Source organism: Altererythrobacter xiamenensis (assembly GCF_900177715.1).
GTDB classification, from domain to species: domain Bacteria; phylum Pseudomonadota; class Alphaproteobacteria; order Sphingomonadales; family Sphingomonadaceae; genus Erythrobacter; species Erythrobacter xiamenensis.
Genome location: NZ_FXWG01000002.1, coordinates 125835 through 149793, shown reverse-complemented (window position 1 = coordinate 149793; position 23959 = coordinate 125835). Strand labels below are relative to the sequence as shown.

Sequence of the window (23959 nt, the reverse complement as noted above, 5' to 3'; positions counted from 1 at the left end):
CAGACAGATACGACCATTCGAAAGACAGCAATGCTAGAAATCAACAACCTCCACGCCGAGATCGACGGCAAGCAGATCCTTAACGGCCTGACGCTGACCGTCGCCGCGGGTGAAGTGCATGCCATCATGGGCCCCAACGGCGCGGGCAAATCGACGCTCGCCTATGTGCTGGGCGGACGGCCCGGCTACGAAATGACCGAGGGCAGCGTGACCTTCATGGGCGAAGACCTCCTCGACATGGAGCCGCATGAACGCGCCGCCGCCGGCATCTTCCTGGGCTTCCAGTATCCGGTCGAGATTCCGGGCGTATCGAACATCCAGTTCCTGCGCGAAGCCCTGAATTCGCAGCGCAAGGCACGCGGTGACGAACCGCTGTCAGGCGGCGATTTCCTCAAGCTCGCCAAGGAAAAGGCCGGCCTGCTCAAGCTCGACATGGACATGCTCAAGCGGCAGGTGAACGTCGGCTTTTCGGGCGGCGAGAAGAAGCGCGCCGAAATGGTGCAGATGGGCATTCTCGACCCGAAGTTCGCCGTGCTGGACGAAACCGACAGCGGGCTCGACATCGATGCGCTGCGCGTGGTGGGCGAGGGGATCAACGCGATCATGCGCGACCCTGCCAAGGGCGTGCTGCTGATTACCCACTATCAGCGCCTTCTCGACGTGGTGAAACCCGACAAGGTTTCCATCCTGGCCGCGGGCCGCATCGTTCAGACCGGTGGTCCCGAGCTTGCGCAGCAGCTCGAGGAAGAAGGTTACGACGCAATCATGGCAAGCGCATGAGCGAAGCAGAAACTCTTCCGACACGGCGCGACGAAGCCTGGCGCTATTCCGACACCGACACGGCGGCGAAGCTGTGGCCGGTTGAGGCCGAACGCATCGAGGTCGCCGCTGGCGAAAACCTCGACTGGCAGATTCTCATGGCGCCCGGCGCCGATGACGAAGGTGCCCAGCGCGTCGACCAGGAATTCGGCGGCGAGAGCAAGGCCAGCCATCGGTTCGAATCGGGCGACATCGCCGACGATGAAGCGATTGTGCGGCGGCTCGAAGTCACTGTGGGCGAAGGCGGGCGGTTCGCGCTCCATGCCTTGCTGGCAGGCGGCAAGCTCAACCGGCTGGCGATCGATGTGACGCTGGCGAAGGGCGCGCATTTCGAACTCGGCGGGATCACGCTCGGCGGCGGCAATTCGCTGCGCGAAATCGTCACCCATGTGACCCATGCCGAGCCTGACGGGACCAGCAACCAGGTGATCCGCAGCGTTCACTGGGGGCAGGGCACCGGCAATTTCCTCGGCCAGATCGACGTCGTGCGCCACGCGCAGAAGACCGACGCGGCGCAAGACTTCAAGGGCCTGCTGCTCGAAAAGGGCGCGAGCGTGAACGCTGTGCCGCAGCTCGAGATTTTCGCCGACGACGTGCAATGCGCTCATGGCGCGGCGATTGGCCAGCTTGACGAGAACGCGGCCTATTACATGGCGGCGCGCGGTATTCCGCCCAAGCTCGCACGCAAATTGCTGGTTCAGGCCTTTGTCGGAGATGCTTTCGTGGCGATCGAGGACGAGGAACTGCACGACCGCATGCTACAGGCTGCGCTCGACGCGCTGGAGGAGCGGGCACCGTGAACGCACCCGCCTCCATCCTGACAGACGTACGCACAGACTTCCCCGGCATGCTGACCGGTGAGGGCCAGCCGTGGCACTATCTCGATACCGCCGCGACCTCGCAGAAGCCGCAAGCGGTGATCGATGCGATGGCGCGCGCCTTGGGCGAGGATTACGCCACGGTGCATCGCGGGGTCTATGCGCGCTCGGCCGACATGACGCGGGCATACGAAGCGGCGCGGCGACGCGTGGCGGATTTCATCGGCGGGCATGAAGAGGAAGTGGTCTTCACCCGCGGCGCGACCGAGGCGATCAATCTCGTCGCGAGCACCTGGGGCGTGGCGAACCTCAAGGCCGGTGACCGCATTCTGCTTTCCACGCTGGAGCATCATTCGAACATCGTGCCGTGGCAAATGGTTGCCGAGCGCACGGGCGCGGAAATTGATGTCTGCCCGCTGACGCATGACGGGCAGATCGACCTAGATGCGGCGGCTGAGATTCTGACGGAAAAGCACAAGCTGGTCGCGCTGGCGCATGTCTCAAACGTGCTCGGATCGGTGCTCGATGCGAAGCGCGCAGCAGACCTCGCGCATGGCGTGGGCGCGAAGTTGCTGCTCGACGGGTGTCAGGCGGCACCGCGCCTCACGCTGGATGTGGCGGCGCTCGATTGCGATTTCTACGTCTTCAGCGCGCACAAGCTCTACGGACCGACGGCAATCGGAGCGCTCTGGGCGCGTTCGGAGATTCTCGACGGAATGCCTCCCTACCAGGGTGGCGGCGCGATGATAGACCGCGTGAGTTTCGAGAAAACGACCTATGCCCCGCCGCCGCAGCGCTTCGAAGCGGGCACGCCTGCGATTACCGAGGCGGTCGGGCTTCATGCCGCGATCGATTATGTCGAGAGCATCGGCCTCGACCGAATCCATGCGCGCGAGATGGCGCTGGTTGCCCAGCTGCGCGAAGCGCTCGGCGCGATGAACGATGTGACGCTGTACGGGCCGGCGGATACCGCCGGAATCCTCAGTTTCATGCTCGACGGGGTTCACCCGCACGATCTCGGCACCATATTGGATGAAGAGAATGTGGCGATCCGCGCCGGGCATCACTGCGCGCAGCCGCTGATGGAGCACCTCGGCGTTCCCGCGACGGCACGTGCGAGCTTCGGTCTCTATTCTGATGAAAGCGATGTCGAGGCGCTGCTGGAAGGCATCGCCCGCACGAGAAGGATTTTCGGCTAGGAACGACTATGAACAAGCCATCCGACGAGAAAGATTTCGTGGCGGCCCCGTCGCCAACCGAGCAGGTGGTCGAGAAAGCGCCCGAGAAGCCGCCGCGCGCGCGCGTCGAAGATGCGGTCGATCCGGATGCAGAAACCGCGCCAGAGAGCATGGGCGCGAAACTCGAGCGCAAGCGCGACTACCTCGAAGGCTTCCTCGCGAAGAAGCCGGAGAATGTCGCACCCGGTGAGCCGGGCGGCGATCTCCACGAGGCGGTCATTTCCGCGCTCAAGGAAATCTACGACCCCGAAATCCCGGTCAACATCTACGACCTCGGCCTGATCTACGGCGTCGAGATTACCGAAGAGAAGGACGCGCTCGTCACCATGACGCTGACGACGCCGCACTGCCCGGTGGCCGAAAGCATGCCGGGTGAAGTCGAACTGCGCGCCGCCAGCGTGCCGGGCGTGCGCGATGCGGAAGTCAGCCTCGTCTGGGACCCGCCGTGGGGCCCGGACAAGATGACCGATGAGGCACGCCTCGAACTGGGAATGCTGTGATGAATGACAAGACAACCCTTCGCGAACGTCCTGCGGCTGTCAGCCTGACGAAGAACGCCGAAGCGCGCGTCGCCGAACTCATGAGCAAGGCGCCCGACGATGCGATTGGCGTAAAGCTATCGACCCCGCGCCGGGGCTGTTCCGGCCTCGCCTATTCGGTCGACTATGTCACCGAAGAGCAGGGCTTCGACGAGAAGATCGAAACGCCAGGTGGCACCTTCTATATCGACGGAGCCTCGGTGCTTTACCTGATCGGATCGACCATGGACTGGGTCGAGGACGACTTCACCGCCGGCTTCGTGTTCGAAAACCCCAATGCCAAGGGCGCCTGTGGCTGCGGCGAAAGCTTCATGGTCTGAACCAGCCAATTTCGGCTGCAAATGTGCGGCCGACCGGTTTCAGCCCTCTTCGGTGATCCGGGCGAGCAGCGCGCGCTCGAGATCGTCGATCTCGCCATCGGCGTTGATCATGTCTTCGAGCCAGTCCGCTTCGTAATCGGTCACTTCTGCGCCGGCGGCTTCGAGCGCGGCGTAATCTTGCCCGCCCGATTTCTTGCCGAAAACCTTGCCGAAGTGGTTCCTCACCTCCGGCATTTCCTTCGCCATCGCGCCCATGAACCGCCCGACGCTCGCCTTGTTGTCGGCGATGAAGCTTTCGAGTTCTGTCATGCGTTCGTGGCTGACTTGCGCGTTCTGCAGCTGGAAGCCCTTGAGGAAATTGGCCACGCCGTCGACGAAAAGCTCGTCCCACTGGGGTGCGTTCTCTTCCTGCACGGTTTCGTCCTTGAGACGGAACAGGAACTCCGCGTCATAGCGCGTGACGGCAGCAGGGCCGTGGCCACCGCTGGCGAATATCAGGCGGCGCACGATGCGGCATTCCGCTGCGCTGATATGCGTAGCCGAAAGGTCGCCGCCATGGCGCGTCGGGCCGGTGCCGGTCAGCACCGCCTGTTCGACCTGGTGGAGCGCGTAATTCTTGAGCAGGACGGGGACGTTCTGCGCCTTCTCGACCACGCGGACGAGCAATTCCAGCTCGGTCATCGAATCGAGCTTGCCGTCATGGTCGAGCGACTGGATCAGCCAGCGCGCCTCGTCCTCGTCGCAATGGCCGCGCGGTTCGGTCCCGTTGAGAACGAACTCGCCGATCGCCTCGACGAAGAAATCGGTCCATTCCGGCGTGGGGTGGGTGACCGCATTGTTGATCGCAAAGATCGCATCCGCCTCGTTACGGAATATCTTGCCGTCGCCCCAGCCGAGTTGGCGCAGCGACTGAAGCTCGGACGGGCTGACGACCCCGTCGGTGGCGACCTGTTTGGCCAGTTCGGTAAAATCCATGGACATGGCGCACAATTCCCCTTCCGAATGCGGGGAAACTCGTCGCAGAATAGGCTTAAGTTCGGGTTACCGAGGCCTATCGGCTGAGGGCGCGAACGCAACTAGCGCGGTCGACGGCAGCCCCGTCGCTTGCTCTCCGCGCCTCGACGTGGGTGGCGCTGGGCGCTGCACCGGGCTGCATCGGGTAGAGATAGATATCGAGGACGCAGGGCTCGCCCGCGAATTGCAGCTTGCGCGCATCGCCCTCCCACACGTCTAGCTGCGCTGTGCCAAACTCCCGTTCGAGCTGTGCGGCGCTCCTGCCGATCACCCGCTCGAGGCCGGGCAGGCGCATGACCTGAGGCGCTCGAAAGCCGGATGCGGGTCGGGTCGGGGCGGGGGCCGGTCGCTGGGGCGGCGGTGTCGCGGCGGTCGTGGTCGAAGGGGCCTGCGCGCGCGGGACGCTGCCGGGCAGCGGAACGCCGCTGGTGCAACCGGCGAGCAGTGCGCCAAGCGACAGGATGAAAATGCTACGCATCAGTCGAGACCCTACGTTGAGAACTTTGATAGAGATGTGTGCCGGCGGCTGCTCCGATGATCGGTGCCAGCAGGTTGGCGAAGGGGACCAGCATCAGCCCGGCAATCCCCGCGCCGAGAAGGAAACGGCTCGCCGCACCGACTGGCGATTGCTCCTCCCCGGCCTCACGCTGGCGAAACCAGGCCATGTCGGTCAGCTCGCGGCCCAGCAGCACCGCGTTGACGAGCAGGAACACGATCGCGGGGCCCACTGCCGTGAACAGCAGCACCAGCGCAACCGGCGCCGCCAGCGCGTTGAACAGCAGTGCCCGCCCGACGCCCTTCAGCGAATTGGAGAGATCTTCGCGAAACGGGAGCTTGCGCGCCCGCTCGGCAGCTAGGGGGTAATGCTTGCGCTCGACCGCCAGCACCACCTCGTCCGCGAAGAACTGCAGTACGGCGAGTGCGACGATGCGAAAGAGCAACCAGGCCGCGAGCAGGAATATCAGCAGCGAGATGACGAGATAGGTATCCTCACCCAGATCGAGATAGGAGCCGACCAGCCAGGGCAGCGCCTCGTTCAGAGCGAAAGCGAAAGCGACGAAAATCACGAGCGTGATCGCCAGGCTCTTCATGAGAACACGCAGGATCGCGCCGTCACCGAGCTGGCCTATGGCAAGGGCGAAGGATTTGACGACAGCGCTCATTACGCTCGGCGTTTCGTGCCCGCACCCGGTGAAGTCAACGCTTTCTCACTCCTGCACTTGGCCTGCGGCCCGGGACCGGCTAGGCGCTGCGCAAGTTTTTCCCAGACATATTTCAAACGAGATATCCAGTGACCGAGAACACGCACGAACCGCGCTATGACGTCATCGCCATCGGCAATGCGATTGTCGATGTGATGGCGCCCGCTTCGGATGAATTGATCGACGAACTGCAGCTCAATCGCGGCGGCATGACGCTGGTCGATGCCGAAAGGGCGAAGGAGCTTTATGCGGCTATGGGCCCGGCACGGGAAATCTCCGGCGGTTCGGCAGCCAACACGCTGGCGGGTCTCTCGGCGCTCGGCGCGCAATGCGCTTTCATCGGGCAGGTCGCCGACGACCAGCTGGGCGAGGTCTTCGCGCATGACATCCGCGCTGTCGGCATCGATTTCGACGTCGCGCCGCGTCCGATCGACGGGTCGGAAACCAATCCGCCGACGGCGCGCTGCCTGATCTTCGTCACGCCCGACGCGCAGCGCACGATGAACACCTTCCTCGGCGCTTCGCAGTTCCTTCCCGCAGCAGCGCTGGACGAGGAAGCGATCGGCGGCGCGAAGGTGCTCTATCTCGAAGGCTATCTGTGGGATCCGGAAGAGCCGCGTGCCGCCATGCGACGCGCGATCGAAACCGCGAAAAAGGCGGGGCGCGAAGTTGCCTTTACCTTGTCCGAAGTCTTCGTGATCGACCGCCATGGTGATGATTTCCGCGCGCTGATCGACGATGGTCTGATTGATATCCTCTTTGCCAACCATCTCGAACTCGCGGCGCTGACCGGCACCGACGATATCGAGGAAGGTATTGCTGCGCTCAAGGACAAGGTTCCGACACTGGTCGTGACGCGCAGCGCGGAAGGCGCACTGGCGACCCGCAATGGCGAGCGGGCGGAAGTTCCTGCCGAACCGATCGACGAAGTCGTCGATACAACCGGTGCAGGCGATCTTTTCGCCGCCGGCTTCCTCTACGGCCATGTCCGCGGCGAGCCGCTCGAGACATGTCTGCGTCGCGGGGCGATCGCGGCGCGCGAGATCATCTCGCATTACGGCGCACGGACCGAGGCCGATCTCAAGGCACTGATGGCGCAGAAGCTGGGCTGAGTCAGAAGTGCCCGGTCAGTCCGGCAACCGCTGATAGTCCTCGCTGCGCAGGGTGAGCATATAGCCCGCAACGGCATCGACCTGCTCGGGGGCGAGGTCGACGTTCATCATCTCCGGATAGTTGTGCGCGTCGGCCAGCCAGGCCGCGAGCGATTTGCGCGTGAGCCAATCGCGATTGGCGATGTCGACGAAGCGAGGCGCCTGCGGATTGCTCGACAGACTGCCTCCCTCGATTGCGTGACAGCTCGCGCAATTGGCCTGGACGAAGGCAAAAGCCTCGGCTTGTTCCGCGTCCGCCGTTGTCGCAGACGAAGCCTCCGACTGGCCATGCACACAGGCCGCGCTCGCCAACAGCGCTGGAACTACCAGTAAGGTGGAAACGACAGTCCGGCGCATGAATCAGCCCTCCTCAGCAATTCATGCGTAGAGCCATGCCCTGCCACTGAGGCCCGGGGCAATGAGCCCGGTCAATTTTCGACGCCTTTTTGCCCTGGGCCTCCAGCCGTCAAAGCCGGCTGAACAGTCCGAAGATTCCGGACCTGGGGCTTTCTCCCATGGGGAGGATCGGGCCGAAGCGCGCGCGGCGCTGTGTCGGGTCGAGCGGTCGGCGGTCGGGAGACCAGGCGTTGGAGCCGGTGCTGTGGTATCTCAGCGAAGACATCATACCATCCTCTGGTTTGCCAGTTCTGGCGGTTGTTCTCATGCGACCGTATGATTGTCAGGCGCGCATCCTAGCCCTGCCCGCCGCGCCACGGGTAGGATCAATGCGACAAACCGCGCGGCCCTTTGTGGATAACTCAACGCTTCGTCGGAGCGCCCTGCGCTGGAGCGTTGGCGGATGCCGCGATCAGTCTCGCGTTGCCGCTTCGCGCGCTATCTCGCGGTGCCCGATGTCACTCCGATAGAAACCGCTCGGGAAGTCGATCGCCTCTACCGCGGTATAGGCGGCCGCAGCGGCCTCGGTCACATTCGCGCCGGTCGCGGTGACGTTGAGGACGCGCCCGCCATTGGCGACGAGCGTGCCGTCCTTGATCGCAGTTCCGGCGTGGAAGACCTTGGCGCCGCCCGCTTCGGATGCGCCCAAGTCGATCGGGCCACCTTTCTCGGGCGTGCCGGGATAGCCCTCGGCCGCCATGACCACAGTGATCGCGGTCTTGTCGCTGAACTTTGCCTCCTGCCCCGAAAGCTCACCCGTTGCGCAGGCGAGCATGATCTCAGTCAGATCGCTTTCGAGCCGCGTTATCAGCACCTGGCATTCGGGATCGCCGAAACGGCAGTTGTATTCGATCAGCTGCGGGCCCTTCGCGGTCAGCATCAGCCCTGCATAGAGCACGCCCGAATAGGGATTACCCTCGGCACGCATGGTCGCGACGGTCGGCTCGATGATCTCGCGCAGGACTTGCGCTTCGAGGTCTGGTGTCAGCACCGGCGCGGGCGAATAGGCACCCATTCCCCCGGTATTGGGGCCGGTATCGCCTTCGCCCACGCGCTTGTGATCCTGCGCGCTGCCGAAAGGGAGGATGGCGGTGCCGTCGGTCAGGGCGAAGAAGCTTGCTTCCTCGCCTTCGAGAAACTCCTCGATGACCACCTCGGCACCCGCCTCACCAAACTTGCCGCCGAACATGTCGATCAGCGCGGCCTCTGCTTCCTCGCGCGTTTCGGCGATGACTACGCCCTTGCCCGCGGCCAATCCGTCCGCCTTCAAGACATAAGGTGCTGCGAATGCCAGCAGCGCTTTCTTCGCTTCATCGAGCGTCGTCGCGCGGACATAACCCGCGGTCGGGATACTGGCGCGCTGGCACAGGTCCTTGGTGAAGCCCTTGCTCCCTTCGAGCTGGGCCGCTTCTTTCGAAGGGCCGAAAACCGGGATGCCAGCGGCGCGCAAGGTATCGGCGAGACCGTCCACCAGCGGCGCCTCCGGGCCGATCACCACCAGCCCGACAGCATGCTCGGTGCAGAAACTTGCGACCGCGCCATGATCGCCCGCATCGAGCGAAACGAGTTCGGCTTCTTCACCTATCCCCGGATTGCCGGGTGCGGCATAGAGCTTGGTGCAGCTCGGGGATTGCGCCAGCTTCCAGGCCAGCGCATGTTCGCGCCCGCCCGAGCCCAGAAGAAGGATATTCATGGCTGCTCCCGATGAGAATGACAGTGCAGGTGGGCTGGTAGCGCGCTCGGCCAAGGGCGACAACGCCGAGCCGCTGACAATTAGCGAGATTTCTTCCGCGCTCAAACGGACGGTGGAGGACCGCTTCGGCTACGTCCGCGTGCGCGGCGAGCTGTCGGGCGTGAAGCGCGCGGCATCGGGGCACCTCTATTGTGCGCTGAAGGATGACAAGGCGGTGCTCGACGGGGTGATGTGGCGCGGCAATGCAGGTCGTCTGCCCTTCGCTCCGGAAGATGGGCTCGAGGTCGTCGCGAGCGGCAAACTCACCACCTATCCCGGGCGCTCCAAATACCAGATCGTGATCGAAAGCCTGGAGATTGCGGGCGAGGGCGCGCTGCTGGCCCTGCTCGAAAAAACCAAGGCCAAACTGCAGGCGGAAGGGCTGTTTGCCCGCGAACGCAAGCAGCCCTTGCCCTTCCTGCCGCGCGTGATCGGCGTCGTCACGTCACCAACCGGATCGGTTATTCGCGATATCCTCCACCGGCTGGCCGATCGCTTCCCGTCCCATGTGCTGGTCTGGCCGGTGCTGGTGCAGGGTCGCGGAGCCGCAGAGCAGGTGGCGGGCGCAATCCGCGGATTTTCCGAGCTGAAGGCGGGTGGCGCCGTGCCGCGACCCGATCTAGTCATCGTTGCACGTGGCGGCGGCTCGATCGAGGACTTGTGGAGCTTCAACGAGGAGATCGTGGTCCGCGCCATTGCGAACTGTACCATTCCGGTTATTTCAGCGGTGGGTCACGAGACCGATACGACGCTTGCGGACTATGCCGCCGATCGCCGCGCGCCAACACCCACGGCAGCTGCCGAGATGGCAGTGCCGGTGCGCGCCGATCTCGCTGCAACCATCGCCGATTTTGCCAATCGTCAGCAGCGGGCGATCTATCGTCCGGTCGAATTGGGCCGCGAAAGGCTTGAGGCGCGCGTCCGGCGCATGCCGAAGCCCGAGGCACTGCTTCAACCGCAGGCCCAGCGGCTCGACGAGCTCTCGGAACGTCTGCGCCGCGCATTGATGGATCGTGCGGGAGCAGGACGCGAGCGGCTTACCGGTCTCTCCGCCCGGCTTTCACCTCGCGTCCTGTCGCGCGGGCTCGAGGATGCCAGGCGTCGGCTCGATAGCGCGCGATTGAGGCCCGAGCTTGTAATGAGGCCAGTCGCTCAGCAGCGCGAGCGGCTCGATGCGCTGTGGCGATTGGCCAGCCAATTCCACCCGGAAAAGCCGCTCGAACGCGGCTATGCGATCGTGCGCGATGCCGGGGGGCAGGCGCTGACGCGCAAGGCGGCGGCGGAGAAGCACACCGCGCTCAGCCTTCAGTTCGCTGACGGCACCCTTGATGTGCGGCAGGGGGATGGTTCTGAGCCAGCAGCTCTACCCAGATCCAGGCCCAGGAAGCGCAAGTCCGATGATGGAACCGCACCCCGCCAGGATGATTTATTCGGTTAATTGCCGGTTCGACTGGCGCTTGCTAGAAAGCTTTCCATGTTGATGTCTTCGAGCGACGACGGGGCCAAGCTCCATTACGGGCCCAATTCCTTCCGCGTGCTGCGCGCCGGACAGCATGTCTATTGCGCGGTCACGGGCGAAGCTATCCCGCTCGAGGAGCTGCGCTACTGGAGCGCGGCGCTGCAGGAACCCTACGCCTCCGCCGAAGCTGCGACCAAGCGCCTCGCCGGGGAGGCATGAGAGCACACATTACGCGAATGGGCGGGATGGCTGGTGCGCTTGCGCTGACTGTCGGCTGTACTGCTGCGGCGAGTGAAGAACCCTCTTCGGTTGCGGACGCCCCGCCCGAGCCGGCAGTCGCCAGTGCTCCGCAGCCGCGACCTCCCGCAACCGCACCCGCTTCGGCACCTGAACCTGCGCCGCATTTCTCATATGCCGGGGAACTGACGCAGGGTGGCTGGATACGAGGGCAGGTCCCGCGTGGGACAGTGACGGCCAAGCTCAATTCCGAGCCGATAGATTTCGACACGTACGGCAATTTCTTCGCCGCTTTCGATCGCGATGCCGAGGTGCAGCACGTTCTCGCGGCCGAACTGCAGGATGGCCGCACGATCGATCAGACGATCCGGATCACCCCGCGCGACTGGGATATCGAGCACGTGAACGTCGCGCGCCGCACCGGCGGCCCGAGCGCCAGCTTCATGCAGCGTCGCCGCCCCGAGCTCGAACAGATCTGGGCAGCACGTGCGAAGAAAACAGGCGCGAAGGGCTGGCAGCAGGATTTCATCTGGCCGGTCAAGGGACGCCTGTCGGGCCGCTTCGGATCGCAGCGCATCTATCGCGGCGAACCCGGCAGCTATCATTCCGGAGCGGACATCGCGACCGGCGAGAGCGGCACGCCCTTCGTCGCCCCGGCGGACGGCGTCGTGACGCTCGCGGCGCAGGATTTCTCGCTTGAGGGCAAACTGCTGATCATCGACCATGGCAATGGCCTCAACAGCGCGTTCCTGCACGCCTCGCGGCTCACCGTCGCGGAGGGCGATATGGTGAAGCAGGGCCAGCAGATCGGCAATATCGGCTCGTCCGGGCGCGCCACCGGGCCGCATCTCCACTGGAGCATCAAGTGGAAGGATGCCCGGCTCGACCCACTGCTATTCGTCGGACCGATGAACTGATCCGTCTTCAAGGCATGAGCGTGCGGAAATGAGACGGCGGCTGGCACTCCTTGCCGTGGTGGCAATAGGCCTCGCGCCGGGCACCTTCGTGCGTACGCCCGCGCCTGTCCATGACGATCGGCAAGTCCTGGCGCTCGAGCGGATTGAGGTCGAGCCGGCGACGCGTGGCGAAGTGACGATCGAGGGACTGTGGGAGCTGAGCAGCCCCAACTCCAATTTCGGGAGCTATTCGGGCCTCGTCGCGCTGTCGCCTAACGAACTGCTGGCGGTGGGCGATGCTGGCGGGTGGCTGCGATTCTCCCCTCCGGACGGCCCTGCGTCCGAACCGCGTTTCGGCGCGCTGCGCAAAGCGGACCTGCGGAGCAAGAGTGCGGTCGATGCCGAGGCCGTCGACTATGACCCGGCTACAGACACGGTGTGGGTCGCGTATGAAGTCACCAATCTCATCGAAAGCTCCGGTCTGGACTTCACCGACGTCAAATCGGTTCAACCCGCATCGATGTCGCGATGGCCGATCACCAGCGGACCCGAAAGCATGGCACGTCTGTCCGATGGCCGCTTCATCGTGATCGGCGAAGGCTCGCCCGACTGGCTGGGTGATGGCTATCCCGGATTGCTGTTTGCGGGAGATCCGGTCGAGGGGGCTGATGTCCTCCGCTTCGGCTTCGTCCCGCCGGAGGGGTTTCGCGCGACCGATATGGCGACGCTTCCGGACGGGCGCGTCCTCATCCTGATGCGCAAGATCGAAGGCATCTTCCCGCCCGCCTTCGCGACGATGATCGCGGTGGCCGACCCTTCGACGATCGCGAAGGGAGAGGTCTGGCAAGCGCGTGAGATCGCCACGCTCGGCACCGATCTGCCGCATGACAATTTCGAGGGGATCGCGGCGATCCCGCGCGATGACGGCAGTTTCACCCTGTGGCTCATCTCCGACGACAACGGCGCAGCCTTGCAGGAATCCCTGCTCTACAAGCTGCACTGGATACCCGCAGCATCCTGAATCCAGGTCCTGCGAACGCGAAAAGGGCGTCCGGATCGCTCCGCACGCCTTTTCAAGCCGAAATGCAGCGCCCCGAAGGGCGCGTGCGAATCAGGCGGCTTCCTTGGCAGCCTTCTTGAGCTCGCGCTTCACCTTGAGCGCGCGCGAGGACAGCTTCTCGTCCTTGGTCTTGAGCAGCCAGTTGTCGAGGCCGCCGTTGTGCTCGACCGAACGCAGGCCCGCGGTCGAAACGCGGAACTTGAAGCCACGACCGAGCTTTTCGCTCAGCAGCGTGACGTTCTGCAGGTTCGGCAGGAACACCCGCTTGGTCTTGTTGTTGGCGTGGCTCACATTGTTGCCGACCAGACGGCCCTTGCCGGTGAGTTCGCAGATGCGCGACATGATATCTCTCGTTCGTTCAGTGTTGCGGGCCGCCAAGCGAATCGGTGGCCGCTCAATTACGGTGCTGAAACCAGTGGTTTCCCGGAAAGCGGCGCGCATAGCGGTGGGGACACTTTGCGTCAAGCAAAGTTGCGCCTCGCGGGCCAGCAGTCTAGCCGCGCTGTCATGAACCGCTGGCCGATTCCCGATCCCATGGCAAGAGCGCTCGACGCAGCGCGCACTGCTGCCGACCAGGGCGAGGTGCCAATCGGCGCGGTGGTCATGCGCGGGGACGAAGTGATCGCGGTCGCCGCGAACCGGACCCGGCAGCCGCCCGATCCGACCGGCCATGCAGAGATCATCGCGCTGCGCGCCGCGGCGGAAAAACTCGGCAGCGAGCGGCTCACCGGGTGCGATCTCCATGTCACGCTCGAACCATGCGCCATGTGCGCCGGTGCGATAAGCCATGCGCGGATCGCGCGCCTCTATTATGCCGCTCCCGATCCCAAGGGCGGGGCGGTCGAGCATGGCGCGCGCGTTTTCGAGCAGGCGCAATGCCTGCACGCGCCGGAAGTCTATTCGGGTATGGGCGAGGATGAGGCGAGCGAAATGCTTCGCGCCTTCTTTCGGGAGCGCCGCTAGAGGCCACGCCAGATCTTTGCGCGGGCTGTGTTTCCTGCGCCGAAAGTCGGTTTGTCGCAGCGGATCGGCCTGAAACGGCGCGAATAGCAGAGTCGCAGCTCCTCCAGCCAACCGCGATCGTTCAGCCGCACACCCACGGCGTCTTCGCGCCAGCCGGGGTTGGCATCGACGAAGGCCTTGCGAATATCGCCCGCGGTAAGCCCATCCTCGCGCGAAATGCGATCATAATCCGGCCAGCGCAGCGAGTTCCACAATATCCGCGTGACCTTGAAATAGGTTTCGGGTCGCCGGGTCATGCAGCTGCCGTGCTTGGCCCATTGCCGAGCCACCAGCCGTGCAGACGGGCTGAGACAGAGCTGCCGTGCGATCTCTGTTCCGGTTGGGTTTTGCCGCGTCGGGCACCATTGCGGCCATGTCCTGCCACTATCGGGCCACAGGCCGTGTACGACGAAGCCGAAGCGCCCATTCTTCCCCGAGCACTGCAGCGCGTCGCGCCGCCGGTTCTCGCGCCCCTTGCAATATTCGGGCGCCCAGCTGAGCGCGAGCGTATAGCCGGTGACCGGCATTTCCCGCACCGGACCATTTCGCTCGACGAAAGGCGCATCGAGCGCGCGCGGCATGCGACATTGATATGCTTGGGCATGCGCAGTGAAGGGGGTCGCCAGTGCAGCGATGATCGAAATTGAGGCGGCGCTTCCCAGGCGCAATCGTGGGGAGAACACAAAGCGGCCTCGATAGGGCAATTGGCGAAGCCAGCTGGCCGCGAGAATTCTCACAGCGGCGTAAAATCCAGTCCGATATCTGCTGCTGGCGCGCTTTGGGTAAGTCGCCCGACAGAGACGTAATCGACCCCAGTCGCCGCCTTCGCCTTGATCGTTCGAAGGTTGATTCCCCCGCTTGCTTCGGTTGGAACGCGCCCGTTCACCAGCGCTACCGCTTCGCGAAGCGTATCGGGCTCCATATTGTCGAGCAGGAGCCGCGTTGCGCCTGCGGCAAGCGCGGGTTCGATCTGGTCGATCCGGTCGACTTCGCAAATGATCTCTTGCACGCCTGCCTCGACAGCACGACGCACTGCTTCGCCCACGCTTCCGGCGACGAGGACGTGGTTGTCCTTGATCATCGCCGCGTCCCACAACCCCATGCGGTGATTGCTGCCGCCGCCCATGCGCACGGCGTATTTTTCCAAGTGGCGCAGGCCGGGAATGGTCTTGCGCGTATCGAGTAGGGTGCAATCGGGATTGTCCATCGCCGCAACGTAATCGGCGACCATGGTCGCGATACCGGAGAGGTGCTGGACCGTGTTGAGCGCAGCGCGTTCCGCCGTCAGCATCGCGCGGGCATTGCCGGTGAGCCGCATCAGGTCCGTACCCGGATCGACAGCATCGCCTTCCGAAACCAGCAATTCGATTTCCATCGCGGGATCGAGCGCACGAAAGAAGGCCTCGGCCACCGGCAATCCCGCGACGCGAATCGCGTCCCGGCTGTCCATCACGCCGGAAAAGCGCGCATCTTCAGGAATTACGCTCTCACTGGTGACGTCGTGACCGCCGCCCGGCAGCCCCTCGCCCAGATCCTCCGCCAGCGTGTCACGGACGAATGCGTCGAGGTCGAAGCCGGGAAGCGAGAATGAGGTCATGGGAACTCCTTATACGGACCCTTGCGGTTTGCTAGTCGCAAACCGGTCGGTACCAGCCAACAGCAGTCAGGGCGCGACTGCGCGTCGGCCGGTCAGGCCGCCCCATCCGAGGCGGTTGCACAAGCAACCAGCCGCGAGCGAAAATCAGTGCACGAAGCGCGCCACGACGTCCCTGTAGGACCGGCTCACCTTCACTTCGGCGCCTGAATCGAGCACCAGGAAGCATTCGCCATTGGTGTGGGGCCGCACCTGGCGGACCTGGTCGAGATTGACGATGGTCGAACGGTGCACACGCTGGAACTTGCGCGGATCGAGCCGCCGCTCGAGATCCTTCATCGTCTCGCGCAGGATCAGCGAATTGTCGCCGGTATAGATGCACATGTAGTCGCCGGCCGCCTCGATATGCTCGATCGTGTCGGTTTCGACGCGGAAGATCTGGCCGCGGTCCTTGACGTTGATGAGCTTCTCGTAGCGGTCGGAAGTCTCGCCGTCGCCATCGCCCATCTCTTCGGCCATATCCGGGGCAACCTCGGCCAGCACGTTCTTGAGTTTGTCCGCTTCCTCGGCGCTTTTCTTTTCGGCGAGGCGCTGGCGCACACGCTCGATCGTGTCGGCGAGCTTGTCCTCGTCGACCGGCTTCATAAGGTAATTGACGGCATTGGCCTCGAAGGCGCGAATGGCGTGCTCTTCGAAGGCGGTGACGAAGACGATCAGCGGGGGTTCGATCTCCATCACACCCTTCACGACGGAAAAGCCGTCGAAACCGGGCATCTGGATATCGAGAAAGACGAGATCGGGTTTCTCGGTCTTGATCTTGCGGATCGCCTCGCGCCCGTTGGCGCAGGTGTCGATCACCTCCACGTCTTCATAGGGTTCCAGCCTTAGCTGCAGGCCCTGAATGGCGAGCTTCTCGTCATCGACGAGGATAGTCCTGATAGTCATGCGTTACTTCCAATAATGCGGCCGCGAGCGAGGGGGGCAGGGGCCGCTGTTTCGGGGGTGGTATTGCCTGCGCCGGCGTTGCCCGGCGTCTTTTGTGTTTCGATCTGTCTGGGAGGTTCGGGGCTCTCCTCGGGAGCATCCTGCGATGCCGATTCGAACGGAATCTCGATAAGAACCGCGAAGCCGCCGCCTGGATCCGACCGTGTCTCGAACCGGTGATCCTCGCCATAGGCTTGCGCCAGGCGGTTGCGGATATTCGGCAGGCCAACACCGGTAGAGCTGGTGATGTTCGTGGACTGCGCGCCCAAGGCAAGGAGATCGCCCTGTTCGGGCCCTTCCAGCCCGGGTCCGGTATCCTCGACCGAGATTCGCAATCTTTCGCCCACGACCCGCGCGGTGAGGGTGATCTTGGCCCCCTCTTCCTGCGGCGAGACGGCGTATTTGATCGCATTCTCGATCAGCGGCTGAAGCAGCATGGAGGGAAGGGTGGCGTCCATGGCGGCATCGTCAATGGCGAATTCGGTCCGGAGCCGGTCTTCGAATCGCATGCGTTCGATCTCGAGATAGAGCTGCAGGGTCTCGACTTCCTGCGCCAGCGTCACCTGGCTACCGGGTTGGGTGACGAGGGTGTGCCGCAGGAAGGACGAGAGCCGCGTCAGCATCGCATTGGCGGGCTCGGTCTGCTTGAGAAGCACGAGCGTGCTGATCGAATTGAGCGTGTTGAACAGGAAATGCGGGTTGAGCTGGTAGCGCAGCATGGCGAGCTGGGCGCTTGTCGCCTGCGCCTCCAGCCGCTCGAGCCGGTCGGCCTGCTCTTCCAGCGTCAGAAAGTAATTGATCGCGAAATAAAGCGCGCTCCAGCCCCCCAGCAAGGTCAGCGGGATGTAGGACAAGCCGATGAATCTCTGGGCGAAAGTCGTCTCGCGCGTACCGGCATAATAGATCCCCTGCACCCAGGCATCGATCGAGGCGTGCAGGATGACGGCCCCGATCAGAACCAGGAAGGCCGAGGTCCACATCACCAGCGGCCGCTGGTTGATCAGCTGGCGGTAGATGACCGAGAGGACCAGCGTGATGGAGAAGCCGGTGATGGTGGTGACGAGGATCACCGCCAGGAGGTCGAACGACTGGCTGTTGGCGAGCGCGGACATCGCGCGCAGCAGGAACGCGCCTCCCCAGCCGGCGAACTGGAGATTCCAGAATGCCCGATTCTTGTTCGCGAAGAACGGCGTCGGTTGAAACGGCAGAACGGCCATAAACGCTCTCGTTAGCCGATTTCTGCGGGTTTTGGCAGATTGTTTTGCATGACGCCCGCCGTGTGCGCTACACTGCCTGCCGACGAGGAGAGAGACATGGACGTTACCGAAGAGACGCTGCACGGAGCGCGCGAGCACGCCAAGTTCACTGCCATGACCGAAGGGACGGCGGAAGACTGGGCGATCATCGGCAAGGAATACCGCACTTTTGCAAAGGGCGTGGCGGATCGCGTGCTGGACCACCTCAAGCTGCTCGAAGGCGATTTCGGCGGTTTTCCCGTGTGCCGGCTCGAACATTCGCTGCAGACCGCTACCCGCGCCCATCGCGACGGGCGGGACGAGCGCTATGTCGTGATGGCCCTGATGCACGATATCGGCGACACGCTCGGCACCTTTAACCACCCCGACGTCGCCGCCGCGATTATCAAGCCCTTCGTTTCCGAAGAGGCCCACTGGATCTGCGAGAAGCACGGTGCCTTCCAGGGCTATTATTATTTCCACCACGTCGGCATGGACCGCGACGTGCGCGAGCAATGGCGTGGCCATCCCTATTTCGAAGCTTGCGCGCATTTCTGCGAAAAATACGATCAGGCGGCCTTCGATCCCAATTACGACAGCGCACCGCTCAGCTTCTTCGAGCCGATGGTGCGCCGGGTGATGGAGAAGCCGATCAACTCGATGTACGCCAAGGTGATTGACGACTAATCGAGCGGGGTGAGTTCCCCGTTTTCGCCCAGTTCGCGGCGGAAGTGGGTTTTCCAGTCGGCCGAACCGTCCGGTGCGCGGTGTGTTTTGACGCGCTCGATTTCGGCCGCGATATGCACGGCGCGCTCGTCCCAGCCCTCGTGCGTGCGGGCGCGGAAGATCCCTGCCGAATGGTTCGGCCCCCAGCGCTCCATGAAGCGCAATGCCGCCTCGGGTTCGTAGCCCGCATTGGTGAGCAGCCAGGGCATAAGCCGGTCCGCCTCGCGCTCCGACGCGCGGACATTCTTGCGCTTGCGGCCATGCGTGTCGAGCCAGACGCGGTGTGCCAGAAGGTTATGCGACAGTTCGTGCGCGATGACGGCGGCAAGTTCTTCTTCGGGGAAGGTGAAGCCGACGAAATCCTCGCCGAAAATTACGCGCTTTCCTTCGGCGAGTGCGCGCTTGTGGCCTGAGCCAAGCTCAAAACGCGATGCACATGCCGGAACGCCGCTGAGGGTGATCGCTGCGCCCGCCAATGGCGTGATCGTAACGCCGCCATCCTGCGCCAGACTCGCATCGATCGCATCATGCGCGCGCGCCAGCCGTTGCCAATGGTTGCGTTCTTCGGCGGGCCATGCGCCGAACGCGTCGCCATCAAGCGCGATCACTTCCTCATTGGCGTGAAAATGCTCGGCGGCAGGAGAGCCCTCGGCCACGGTCTGGACTGCGAAATCACCTTTCAGGCCAAGCGCCGAACGGATCGCGGCGGGCTCGCTGAAAACCGCCATGTCCTGAAGCTGCAGGCCCACGGCCAGCTGTGTTCGTTCGCAAAAGGGAGCATTACCGGTGACGAGTTGCCAGCCGATGTCCTGCAGCCGCTGGTCCTTCGCATGAAAGGACGCAAGCTCGGCGGGCATGGCTGGGACGGGTGCTTCGGCTTCGTTCGCCAACGCGCCGACCATAGGCGTGCTCAGCGCCGCGCCTGCCAGCGCCAGCAGCCCGGCGCGGACGCGCCAACCCATCAGCTTTCGTCCGCCTCCAGCGCGGCTTTCAGTCCGGCATAACCGATTGCGCCTTCGAAGGCATCGTCTGCCGTGACCCAGCTTGGTGTGCCACTGAAACCGAGCTGCTGGGCGAGCATCTGATTGCGCTGGAGTTCCGTCTCGACCTGCTCGGACATCCCGTCTTCGCGCGCCTGGTCCATATCGAGCCCGGCTTCGCGCGCGGCAGCAGCGACCGACTCTGCAGTGACGGGGCCAAGCCGGAACATCGCATCGTGGAAGGCTTCGTACTTGCCCTGCATCGCGGCGGCGAGCGCCATGCGCGAGGCCACATCGCTGCCCTGGAAGATCGGCCACTCGCGGATCACCACCTTGACCTCGGGGTCGTCGGCAACGAGGCGCTTCACGTCCTCCATGCTCTGGCGGCAATAGGGGCAATTGTAATCGGTGAACTCGACCAGGACCTTGGAGCCTTCGGGATTGCCGATCACGGCACCCGGGAAGGCCTCGCGGACGTCCTGTGAAACGCTCGCCAGCCGCTCCTGCGCCTGCTTCTGCTGATAGGCGTCTGCCATTTGCTGAAGCAATTCGGGGTTCTCGAGCAAATATTCCTTGGTGCGCGTATCGGCGAGGCCGCTCCACGACCAGATCCCGGCTCCGAGAAAACCAAAAGCCAGCGCAACTACCGCGCTGACCAGCGCCGTCTTGAAACCGTTACCCATGAACTGCCCCACCTATCGTTCGTCGCGTATCCGTTCGAGCGCGGCACGCGCTTGCAGCGATATGTCCTGCGCGCGGATCCAGTCCGGCGTGCCCGGTTCCAGCCCCGCTTCTGCTGCCTGAGCGCTGCGCAATGCCTCGGGATAGCGCCGCGTCATAACCTGTTGTTCCGCGCTCGCAAGCCGCGCGCGCGGCATGTCACCCTTGGCCGCATAGACCACGCCCAGCTGATACCAGGCGAAGGGATTGAGGCGGTCGCGGGCGACAGCGGCGCGTAGCACGCGCTCTGCCTCTTCATGATTGGCTTCATCTTCGGTCGCGATCAGGGCGTGTCCGAACATCGAGGCGATCAGGGGCTCGTTGAGCGTCAGTTCGGTCGCATTTCGCAGCGCCGGAAGGGCCTCGTCGGGCTTGCCCGATTCGAGCAGAACCTGGCCCTTGAGTTCGAGGAAATAGGGATTGTCCGGATCGAGCGCGAGCAGCGCGTCAGTCTCGGCAATAGCCTGATCGACCAGCGCGCTCTTGTGGTAGGCATAGGCGCGGGCATAGCGCGCGGGAATACCGGTCTGCGTCTCGGGATAGGTGTTAAAGGTGCGCTCCGGCTCCTTGAGATAGCCGAAAAGCTTCGCCTTTACGCGCTCGAACCGCTGCTGCAGCACGGGATCGTCAGGCGCGTCCCAGGCGGCGTCGCGCGTGTAGCTTTCGCGCAGCGTTGCGATGCGATCGCCGGACAAAGGGTGGGTGCGGGTGAAGGCCGCATCGTCATCCTGGCTGTAGCCGTAGCGGAACTCCTGGTTGCGCAGCTTGCCGAAGAAGGCGAGCGATCCGCGTCCCGAAATACCGGCTTCGGAAAGATATTCGGCGCCTGCCGCGTCGGCTGCCGATTCCTGCACACGGCTGAAGGCAAGGAACTTGCCCATGGCCGCGCGCTGGCCCGCCATCATGACGCCCATCGCCGCGTCGCCTGCCCCGGCGAGCGCAGCGCCGACGCCGAGTAGCAGGCTGAGCAGCGAGATATTGGTCGCGGCGCTTGCGCCCTCGTTGAAGCGTACGACATGCCCGCCGGTGATGTGACCGAGTTCGTGCGCGATCACGCCCTGCACTTCGTTCGCCGTATCTGCGGCATCGATCAACCCGCTATGGATATAGACCGCCTGCCCGCCCGCGACGAAGGCGTTGATCGACGGATCGTTGATCAAAACGATATCGACATTGCCGGGCTCGAGCCCCGATGCCTCGACCAGCGGCGCGGCCATATCGCGAAGCAGCGCTTCGGTCTCTGCATCACGCAGGATCGATTGCGCCATGACCGGCTGCGCGGTGAGGGCGAACGCGAGCACAAAAGCGAGAAGCTGGCTGATCAGGCGCATCGGCTGTTGTGCTAGCGGGTTTGCGGCTGAACGGGAACTGAAGCTTTACCCCCCAGCACGAAATCGGTGACCGTATCGGCAACATCGCGGCGCGACAGCCAAGGCGTTGCCAGCGCGAGCAGCGGCGCATTGTGATCCATGCCGGGATAGAAGCGCGCCGTGACCGTGCCGCCCGCCTGTTCGAGCGCGCTTGCGAGAGCGCGGGTGTTGCGCGGCTTTACCAGCGTATCCTGCTCGCCGTGGATCAGCAGCAGTGGCGGCGCATCGCCGCGGACGTGGCTGATGGGCTGGGTCGCTTCGGGCTGCGGCGCGTCGCCGAACGCGTCCCTGGTCGAATCGCGGGCGAAAGGATAGAAATCGTATGGCCCGGAAAGTCCAATCACGCCTTTCACCGCGTCATCGCCGAGCCCTTCGCGTTCGAGCCACTGCCGGTCGAGCGCGAGCATCGCGACGTTGTAGGCGCCCGCCGAATGACCCATCAGGTAAACCCTGTCGGGGTCGCCGCCATAGTCGGCGATGTTCTCGCGAACCCAGGCGACGGCTGCGGCGCTGTCTTCCATCATGGCAGGCCAGCGTCCGTCCTCGCCGAGCCGGTACCCGGCATTGACCACGATCATTCCGCGCGATGCGAAATTGCGTCCGACGAAATTGTAATCTTCCGGATCGCCGCTGCGCCAGCTGCCGCCATGGAAGAACACCAGGACAGGCCGCGTCTCGTCCGCCTCGAAATATCTGAAGCGGTGGATGGTGAGTTTCTGCGCGGGATGCTCGCCATAGCGGACCAGCGGAAGGCGTTCGATCTCATCCGCCTCACCCGCAATCCGGTCGACCGTGTCGAGAACCGCCGGGCCATTCCGCGCAATAGCGACTTGCAAAGCGCCCGCCGCGCCAAGCAGCAGAGCGACGATAATCACTACCGTCAGGATCAATGTCCGCCTCCCCCGCTTGACCTTGCCGCCCATCGCTAATCCGCTTGTTTTTCGACCGTTTCGACGATCTGGCGCGCATCGCCATCGCCTGCAAGCCCTGCCTCGGCCAGAAACGCTTCACCGGTGTGATAGTCCTCGCCCATCCACAGCGGCACGCCCGCACCCTCGATGGCCGATTTCGCGGCTAGCTCTCCTTCGGTAAAAGCTTCTCCGGCCGCCTTGCGGATGAAGACAGCTGCGATGCGATCGGGGTTTTCTTCGACCACCGCACCATAGGCAGTGAGATCGCCCTGCGTATCGTCTCCGATAAGCGCAAAGCGCATTTGGGGGTAATCGCGCAGGATGCGGGCGATGGCCTCGCTCTTGTGGGTGCCGTGGCTCGAATGGCCGAAGGTCGTGCGATTGAGGCCCCAGTCGCGCAGCGCGATCGGACCCAGCGGCAAGCCGCGCATCCTCTTGAAAGCGACGAGATAGGAATAGAGGTTCCACGGGCTCGAAGAGACGTAGAAGAACGGCCGCGCAGGTGCGGGCAGTGCCACACCCACGGCGCCATCTTCGCCCGCATCCTCGTTCGCCCCGCCGAGCGCATTGTAGAACAGGTCGACGCCCGGCACGGCGATGCGCTCTTCGGGGAATTGCGCGAGTACGCGCCGCCAGTTGCGCCAGACCGCGCGGACACTGCCGGTGATACCGGTTTCGACGATGGTGTCGTCGATATCGGAGATTACTCCGAGGTCGGCTGAAAGCCCGGGGCTGAGGATATGGCCGGGCGCGCTTTGCCCGCCCTTGCGGTTTCGCCAGCCGAGCGAGACGACCTCCCAGCGCGTGTCCCCGGTGTGTGCCCAGTCCCCTTCCAGCGCCACGTCGAAATGGACGAAGCCTTCCTTGTCGGTCACCGCCTCATGACTGAAGCGCTTGCCGTCGGGCCGTTCGAGGTCAAGCGTCACGGCGAGATCGGGCACTTCGCGCGAGGCGAATTGCGACACCATGGTGCGCATGGCCTGGATTCGCCCGCTGCGCGAGAAATCCGGCGTGCCTGCACGAAGCGCCCGCGCGGACAGGCGCAGGCGTTGATGAGTGCGATAGCCGAAATAGGGCTGCACGCGGATGGGCTTGCCGTGGATGAAATCCATGGCGGGGAGCCCTAGCGGCGAAATTGCGCCGGGGCAAAAGCTGCCGGAAAAATCTGCGGTTTCAGCAGGTTTCGGTAACTTTTTCGGCCTTGGAGCGCTTATGCGACCAGTTTGCGTGCGACCTTCTCGATCAGCGCGATGTCGTCATCGACCTCGCCCAGCACGACGACTTCGCCGTCCTCGGTGCGGTAAAGCATGACGACCGAGAACTCGGCGCCTTCCGGATCGATCTGGCCAAGCGTCATCGCTTCGAGTTCGCGAAGTTTCTTGGCTAGTTCCTTGCGGACGGCGTCGATGGGATCGATCGTCTTGCCTGCCTCTTCGCGGCGGATCTGGCGTTCGGCCTTGACCACGCCCTTGAGCCCGCCCTCGGCTTCGCTGAGGAAGCTCGACAGCGCGCCGCGCTCGACGCCGACGCGGTGTGCGTGGCTGAGTACGGCGGCA

Annotated in this window: 28 protein-coding genes; 12 read left to right on the top strand and 16 right to left on the bottom strand. The window is 63.9% G+C overall.

Going from position 1 to position 23959, the window contains the following annotated elements; all coding sequences use genetic code 11:
- Window positions 1–30 precede the first annotated feature (30 nt).
- From sufC to CCE89_RS05935, 5 genes are read left to right on the top strand one after another with little or no spacing between them, the layout of a single operon-like run.
- Window positions 31–780, top strand: coding sequence for a Fe-S cluster assembly ATPase SufC (gene sufC, locus CCE89_RS05955; protein WP_086437155.1), 750 nt, complete (start codon window positions 31–33; stop codon window positions 778–780).
- Window positions 777–1619, top strand: coding sequence for a SufD family Fe-S cluster assembly protein (locus CCE89_RS05950; RefSeq protein ID WP_086437154.1), 843 nt, complete (start codon window positions 777–779; stop codon window positions 1617–1619). Before sufC ends, CCE89_RS05950 begins: the two co-directional genes overlap by 4 nt.
- Window positions 1616–2836: an aminotransferase class V-fold PLP-dependent enzyme gene (locus CCE89_RS05945; protein ID WP_086437153.1), complete on the top strand. Its 1221-nt coding sequence runs from the start codon at window positions 1616–1618 to the stop codon at window positions 2834–2836. Before CCE89_RS05950 ends, CCE89_RS05945 begins: the two co-directional genes overlap by 4 nt.
- An 8-nt stretch (window positions 2837–2844) precedes the next feature.
- Window positions 2845–3375: an SUF system Fe-S cluster assembly protein gene (locus CCE89_RS05940; protein WP_086437152.1), complete on the top strand. Its 531-nt coding sequence runs from the start codon at window positions 2845–2847 to the stop codon at window positions 3373–3375.
- Window positions 3375–3734, top strand: coding sequence for a HesB/IscA family protein (locus CCE89_RS05935; protein WP_086437151.1), 360 nt, complete (start codon window positions 3375–3377; stop codon window positions 3732–3734). The genes CCE89_RS05940 and CCE89_RS05935 overlap by 1 nt, the downstream gene beginning before the upstream one ends.
- A gap of 39 nt (window positions 3735–3773) precedes the next feature.
- On the opposite strand, the gene CCE89_RS05930 is transcribed toward CCE89_RS05935, so the two are convergent.
- The 3 genes from CCE89_RS05930 to CCE89_RS05920 form a co-directional block, all read right to left on the bottom strand.
- Window positions 3774–4715: a hypothetical protein gene (locus CCE89_RS05930; protein WP_086437150.1), complete on the bottom strand. Its 942-nt coding sequence runs from the start codon at window positions 4713–4715 to the stop codon at window positions 3774–3776.
- A 70-nt stretch (window positions 4716–4785) separates the two neighbouring features.
- Window positions 4786–5226, bottom strand: a complete 441-nt coding sequence (locus CCE89_RS05925; RefSeq protein ID WP_086437149.1) for a hypothetical protein — start codon at window positions 5224–5226, stop codon at window positions 4786–4788.
- Window positions 5219–5911 (bottom strand): EI24 domain-containing protein, encoded by a 693-nt coding sequence (locus CCE89_RS05920; protein WP_086437148.1) that lies wholly within the window; start codon window positions 5909–5911, stop codon window positions 5219–5221. The genes CCE89_RS05925 and CCE89_RS05920 overlap by 8 nt, the downstream gene beginning before the upstream one ends.
- A 194-nt stretch (window positions 5912–6105) precedes the next feature.
- Here CCE89_RS05920 and CCE89_RS05915 point away from each other — a divergent pair, with 194 nt between their 5' ends.
- Window positions 6106–7062, top strand: coding sequence for an adenosine kinase (locus CCE89_RS05915; protein WP_086437988.1), 957 nt, complete (start codon window positions 6106–6108; stop codon window positions 7060–7062).
- 15 nt (window positions 7063–7077) lie between these two features.
- Here CCE89_RS05915 and CCE89_RS05910 read toward each other — a convergent pair whose 3' ends face one another.
- The 3 genes from CCE89_RS05910 to purD form a co-directional block, all read right to left on the bottom strand.
- A complete protein-coding gene (locus CCE89_RS05910; protein ID WP_086437147.1) occupies window positions 7078–7458 on the bottom strand; it encodes a c-type cytochrome in 381 nt (126 codons plus the stop codon).
- 109 nt (window positions 7459–7567) lie between these two features.
- Window positions 7568–7723 carry a hypothetical protein gene (locus CCE89_RS15255; protein WP_159456594.1) on the bottom strand — a complete coding sequence of 52 codons (156 nt, stop codon included), beginning with the start codon at window positions 7721–7723 and terminating at the stop codon, window positions 7568–7570.
- A gap of 186 nt (window positions 7724–7909) precedes the next feature.
- The gene (gene purD, locus CCE89_RS05905; protein ID WP_086437146.1) at window positions 7910–9190 is read right to left on the bottom strand and encodes a phosphoribosylamine--glycine ligase; all 1281 of its coding nucleotides are present in this window, start codon (window positions 9188–9190) and stop codon (window positions 7910–7912) included.
- Between purD and xseA the strand changes: the two genes are divergently transcribed.
- The 4 genes from xseA to CCE89_RS05885 are packed head-to-tail and all read left to right on the top strand — an operon-like array spanning window position 9189 to window position 12842.
- Window positions 9189–10667 carry an exodeoxyribonuclease VII large subunit gene (xseA, locus tag CCE89_RS05900; protein WP_086437145.1) on the top strand — a complete coding sequence of 493 codons (1479 nt, stop codon included), beginning with the start codon at window positions 9189–9191 and terminating at the stop codon, window positions 10665–10667. The genes purD and xseA overlap by 2 nt on opposite strands.
- Window positions 10668–10703: 36 nt before the next feature.
- Window positions 10704–10907, top strand: coding sequence for a DUF2093 domain-containing protein (locus CCE89_RS05895; protein WP_086437144.1), 204 nt, complete (start codon window positions 10704–10706; stop codon window positions 10905–10907).
- Entirely contained in the window at window positions 10904–11842 is a 939-nt protein-coding gene (locus tag CCE89_RS05890; RefSeq protein WP_234989972.1) for a M23 family metallopeptidase, read from the top strand. Before CCE89_RS05895 ends, CCE89_RS05890 begins: the two co-directional genes overlap by 4 nt.
- 28 nt (window positions 11843–11870) lie before the next feature.
- Window positions 11871–12842, top strand: coding sequence for an esterase-like activity of phytase family protein (locus CCE89_RS05885; protein WP_086437143.1), 972 nt, complete (start codon window positions 11871–11873; stop codon window positions 12840–12842).
- A gap of 90 nt (window positions 12843–12932) precedes the next feature.
- Here the strand turns inward: CCE89_RS05885 and rpmB are convergent, their stop codons facing one another.
- A complete protein-coding gene (gene rpmB, locus CCE89_RS05880; protein ID WP_086437142.1) occupies window positions 12933–13223 on the bottom strand; it encodes a 50S ribosomal protein L28 in 291 nt (96 codons plus the stop codon).
- Between the two features lie 165 nt (window positions 13224–13388).
- Here rpmB and CCE89_RS05875 point away from each other — a divergent pair, with 165 nt between their 5' ends.
- Window positions 13389–13844 (top strand): nucleoside deaminase, encoded by a 456-nt coding sequence (locus CCE89_RS05875; RefSeq protein WP_086437141.1) that lies wholly within the window; start codon window positions 13389–13391, stop codon window positions 13842–13844.
- Here CCE89_RS05875 and CCE89_RS05870 read toward each other — a convergent pair.
- The 4 genes from CCE89_RS05870 to CCE89_RS05855 all read right to left on the bottom strand — a co-directional run bounded on the left by CCE89_RS05870 (window position 13841) and on the right by CCE89_RS05855 (window position 17678).
- Window positions 13841–14464, bottom strand: coding sequence for a ribonuclease T2 family protein (locus CCE89_RS05870; protein ID WP_086437986.1), 624 nt, complete (start codon window positions 14462–14464; stop codon window positions 13841–13843). The two genes, CCE89_RS05875 and CCE89_RS05870, sit on opposite strands and share 4 nt — an antisense overlap.
- Before the next feature lie 152 nt (window positions 14465–14616).
- Window positions 14617–15480, bottom strand: coding sequence for a carboxylating nicotinate-nucleotide diphosphorylase (nadC, locus tag CCE89_RS05865; RefSeq protein WP_086437140.1), 864 nt, complete (start codon window positions 15478–15480; stop codon window positions 14617–14619).
- 144 nt (window positions 15481–15624) lie between these two features.
- Complete coding sequence (locus CCE89_RS05860) at window positions 15625–16422, bottom strand: LytR/AlgR family response regulator transcription factor (protein WP_086437139.1); 798 nt, start codon at window positions 16420–16422, stop codon at window positions 15625–15627.
- Window positions 16419–17678 (bottom strand): sensor histidine kinase, encoded by a 1260-nt coding sequence (locus CCE89_RS05855; protein ID WP_086437138.1) that lies wholly within the window; start codon window positions 17676–17678, stop codon window positions 16419–16421. The genes CCE89_RS05860 and CCE89_RS05855 overlap by 4 nt, the downstream gene beginning before the upstream one ends.
- 96 nt (window positions 17679–17774) lie before the next feature.
- Between CCE89_RS05855 and CCE89_RS05850 the strand changes: the two genes are divergently transcribed.
- Window positions 17775–18383, top strand: a complete 609-nt coding sequence (locus CCE89_RS05850; RefSeq protein WP_086437985.1) for an HD domain-containing protein — start codon at window positions 17775–17777, stop codon at window positions 18381–18383.
- Here CCE89_RS05850 and CCE89_RS05845 read toward each other — a convergent pair.
- The 5 genes from CCE89_RS05845 to CCE89_RS05825 are packed head-to-tail and all read right to left on the bottom strand — an operon-like array spanning window position 18380 to window position 23515.
- Window positions 18380–19384, bottom strand: a complete 1005-nt coding sequence (locus CCE89_RS05845) for a M48 family metalloprotease (RefSeq protein ID WP_086437137.1) — start codon at window positions 19382–19384, stop codon at window positions 18380–18382. The two genes, CCE89_RS05850 and CCE89_RS05845, sit on opposite strands and share 4 nt — an antisense overlap.
- On the bottom strand, window positions 19384–20085 hold the full coding sequence (locus tag CCE89_RS05840; protein ID WP_086437136.1) for a DsbA family protein: 702 nt from the start codon (window positions 20083–20085) through the stop codon (window positions 19384–19386). The genes CCE89_RS05845 and CCE89_RS05840 overlap by 1 nt, the downstream gene beginning before the upstream one ends.
- Window positions 20086–20097: 12 nt before the next feature.
- Window positions 20098–21453 (bottom strand): M48 family metalloprotease, encoded by a 1356-nt coding sequence (locus CCE89_RS05835; protein ID WP_086437135.1) that lies wholly within the window; start codon window positions 21451–21453, stop codon window positions 20098–20100.
- Window positions 21454–21464: 11 nt separating this feature from the next.
- Entirely contained in the window at window positions 21465–22382 is a 918-nt protein-coding gene (locus CCE89_RS05830) for an alpha/beta hydrolase (protein WP_159456593.1), read from the bottom strand.
- A 35-nt stretch (window positions 22383–22417) separates the two neighbouring features.
- Window positions 22418–23515: an App1 family protein gene (locus tag CCE89_RS05825; protein WP_086437133.1), complete on the bottom strand. Its 1098-nt coding sequence runs from the start codon at window positions 23513–23515 to the stop codon at window positions 22418–22420.
- Window positions 23516–23959 lie beyond the last annotated feature (444 nt).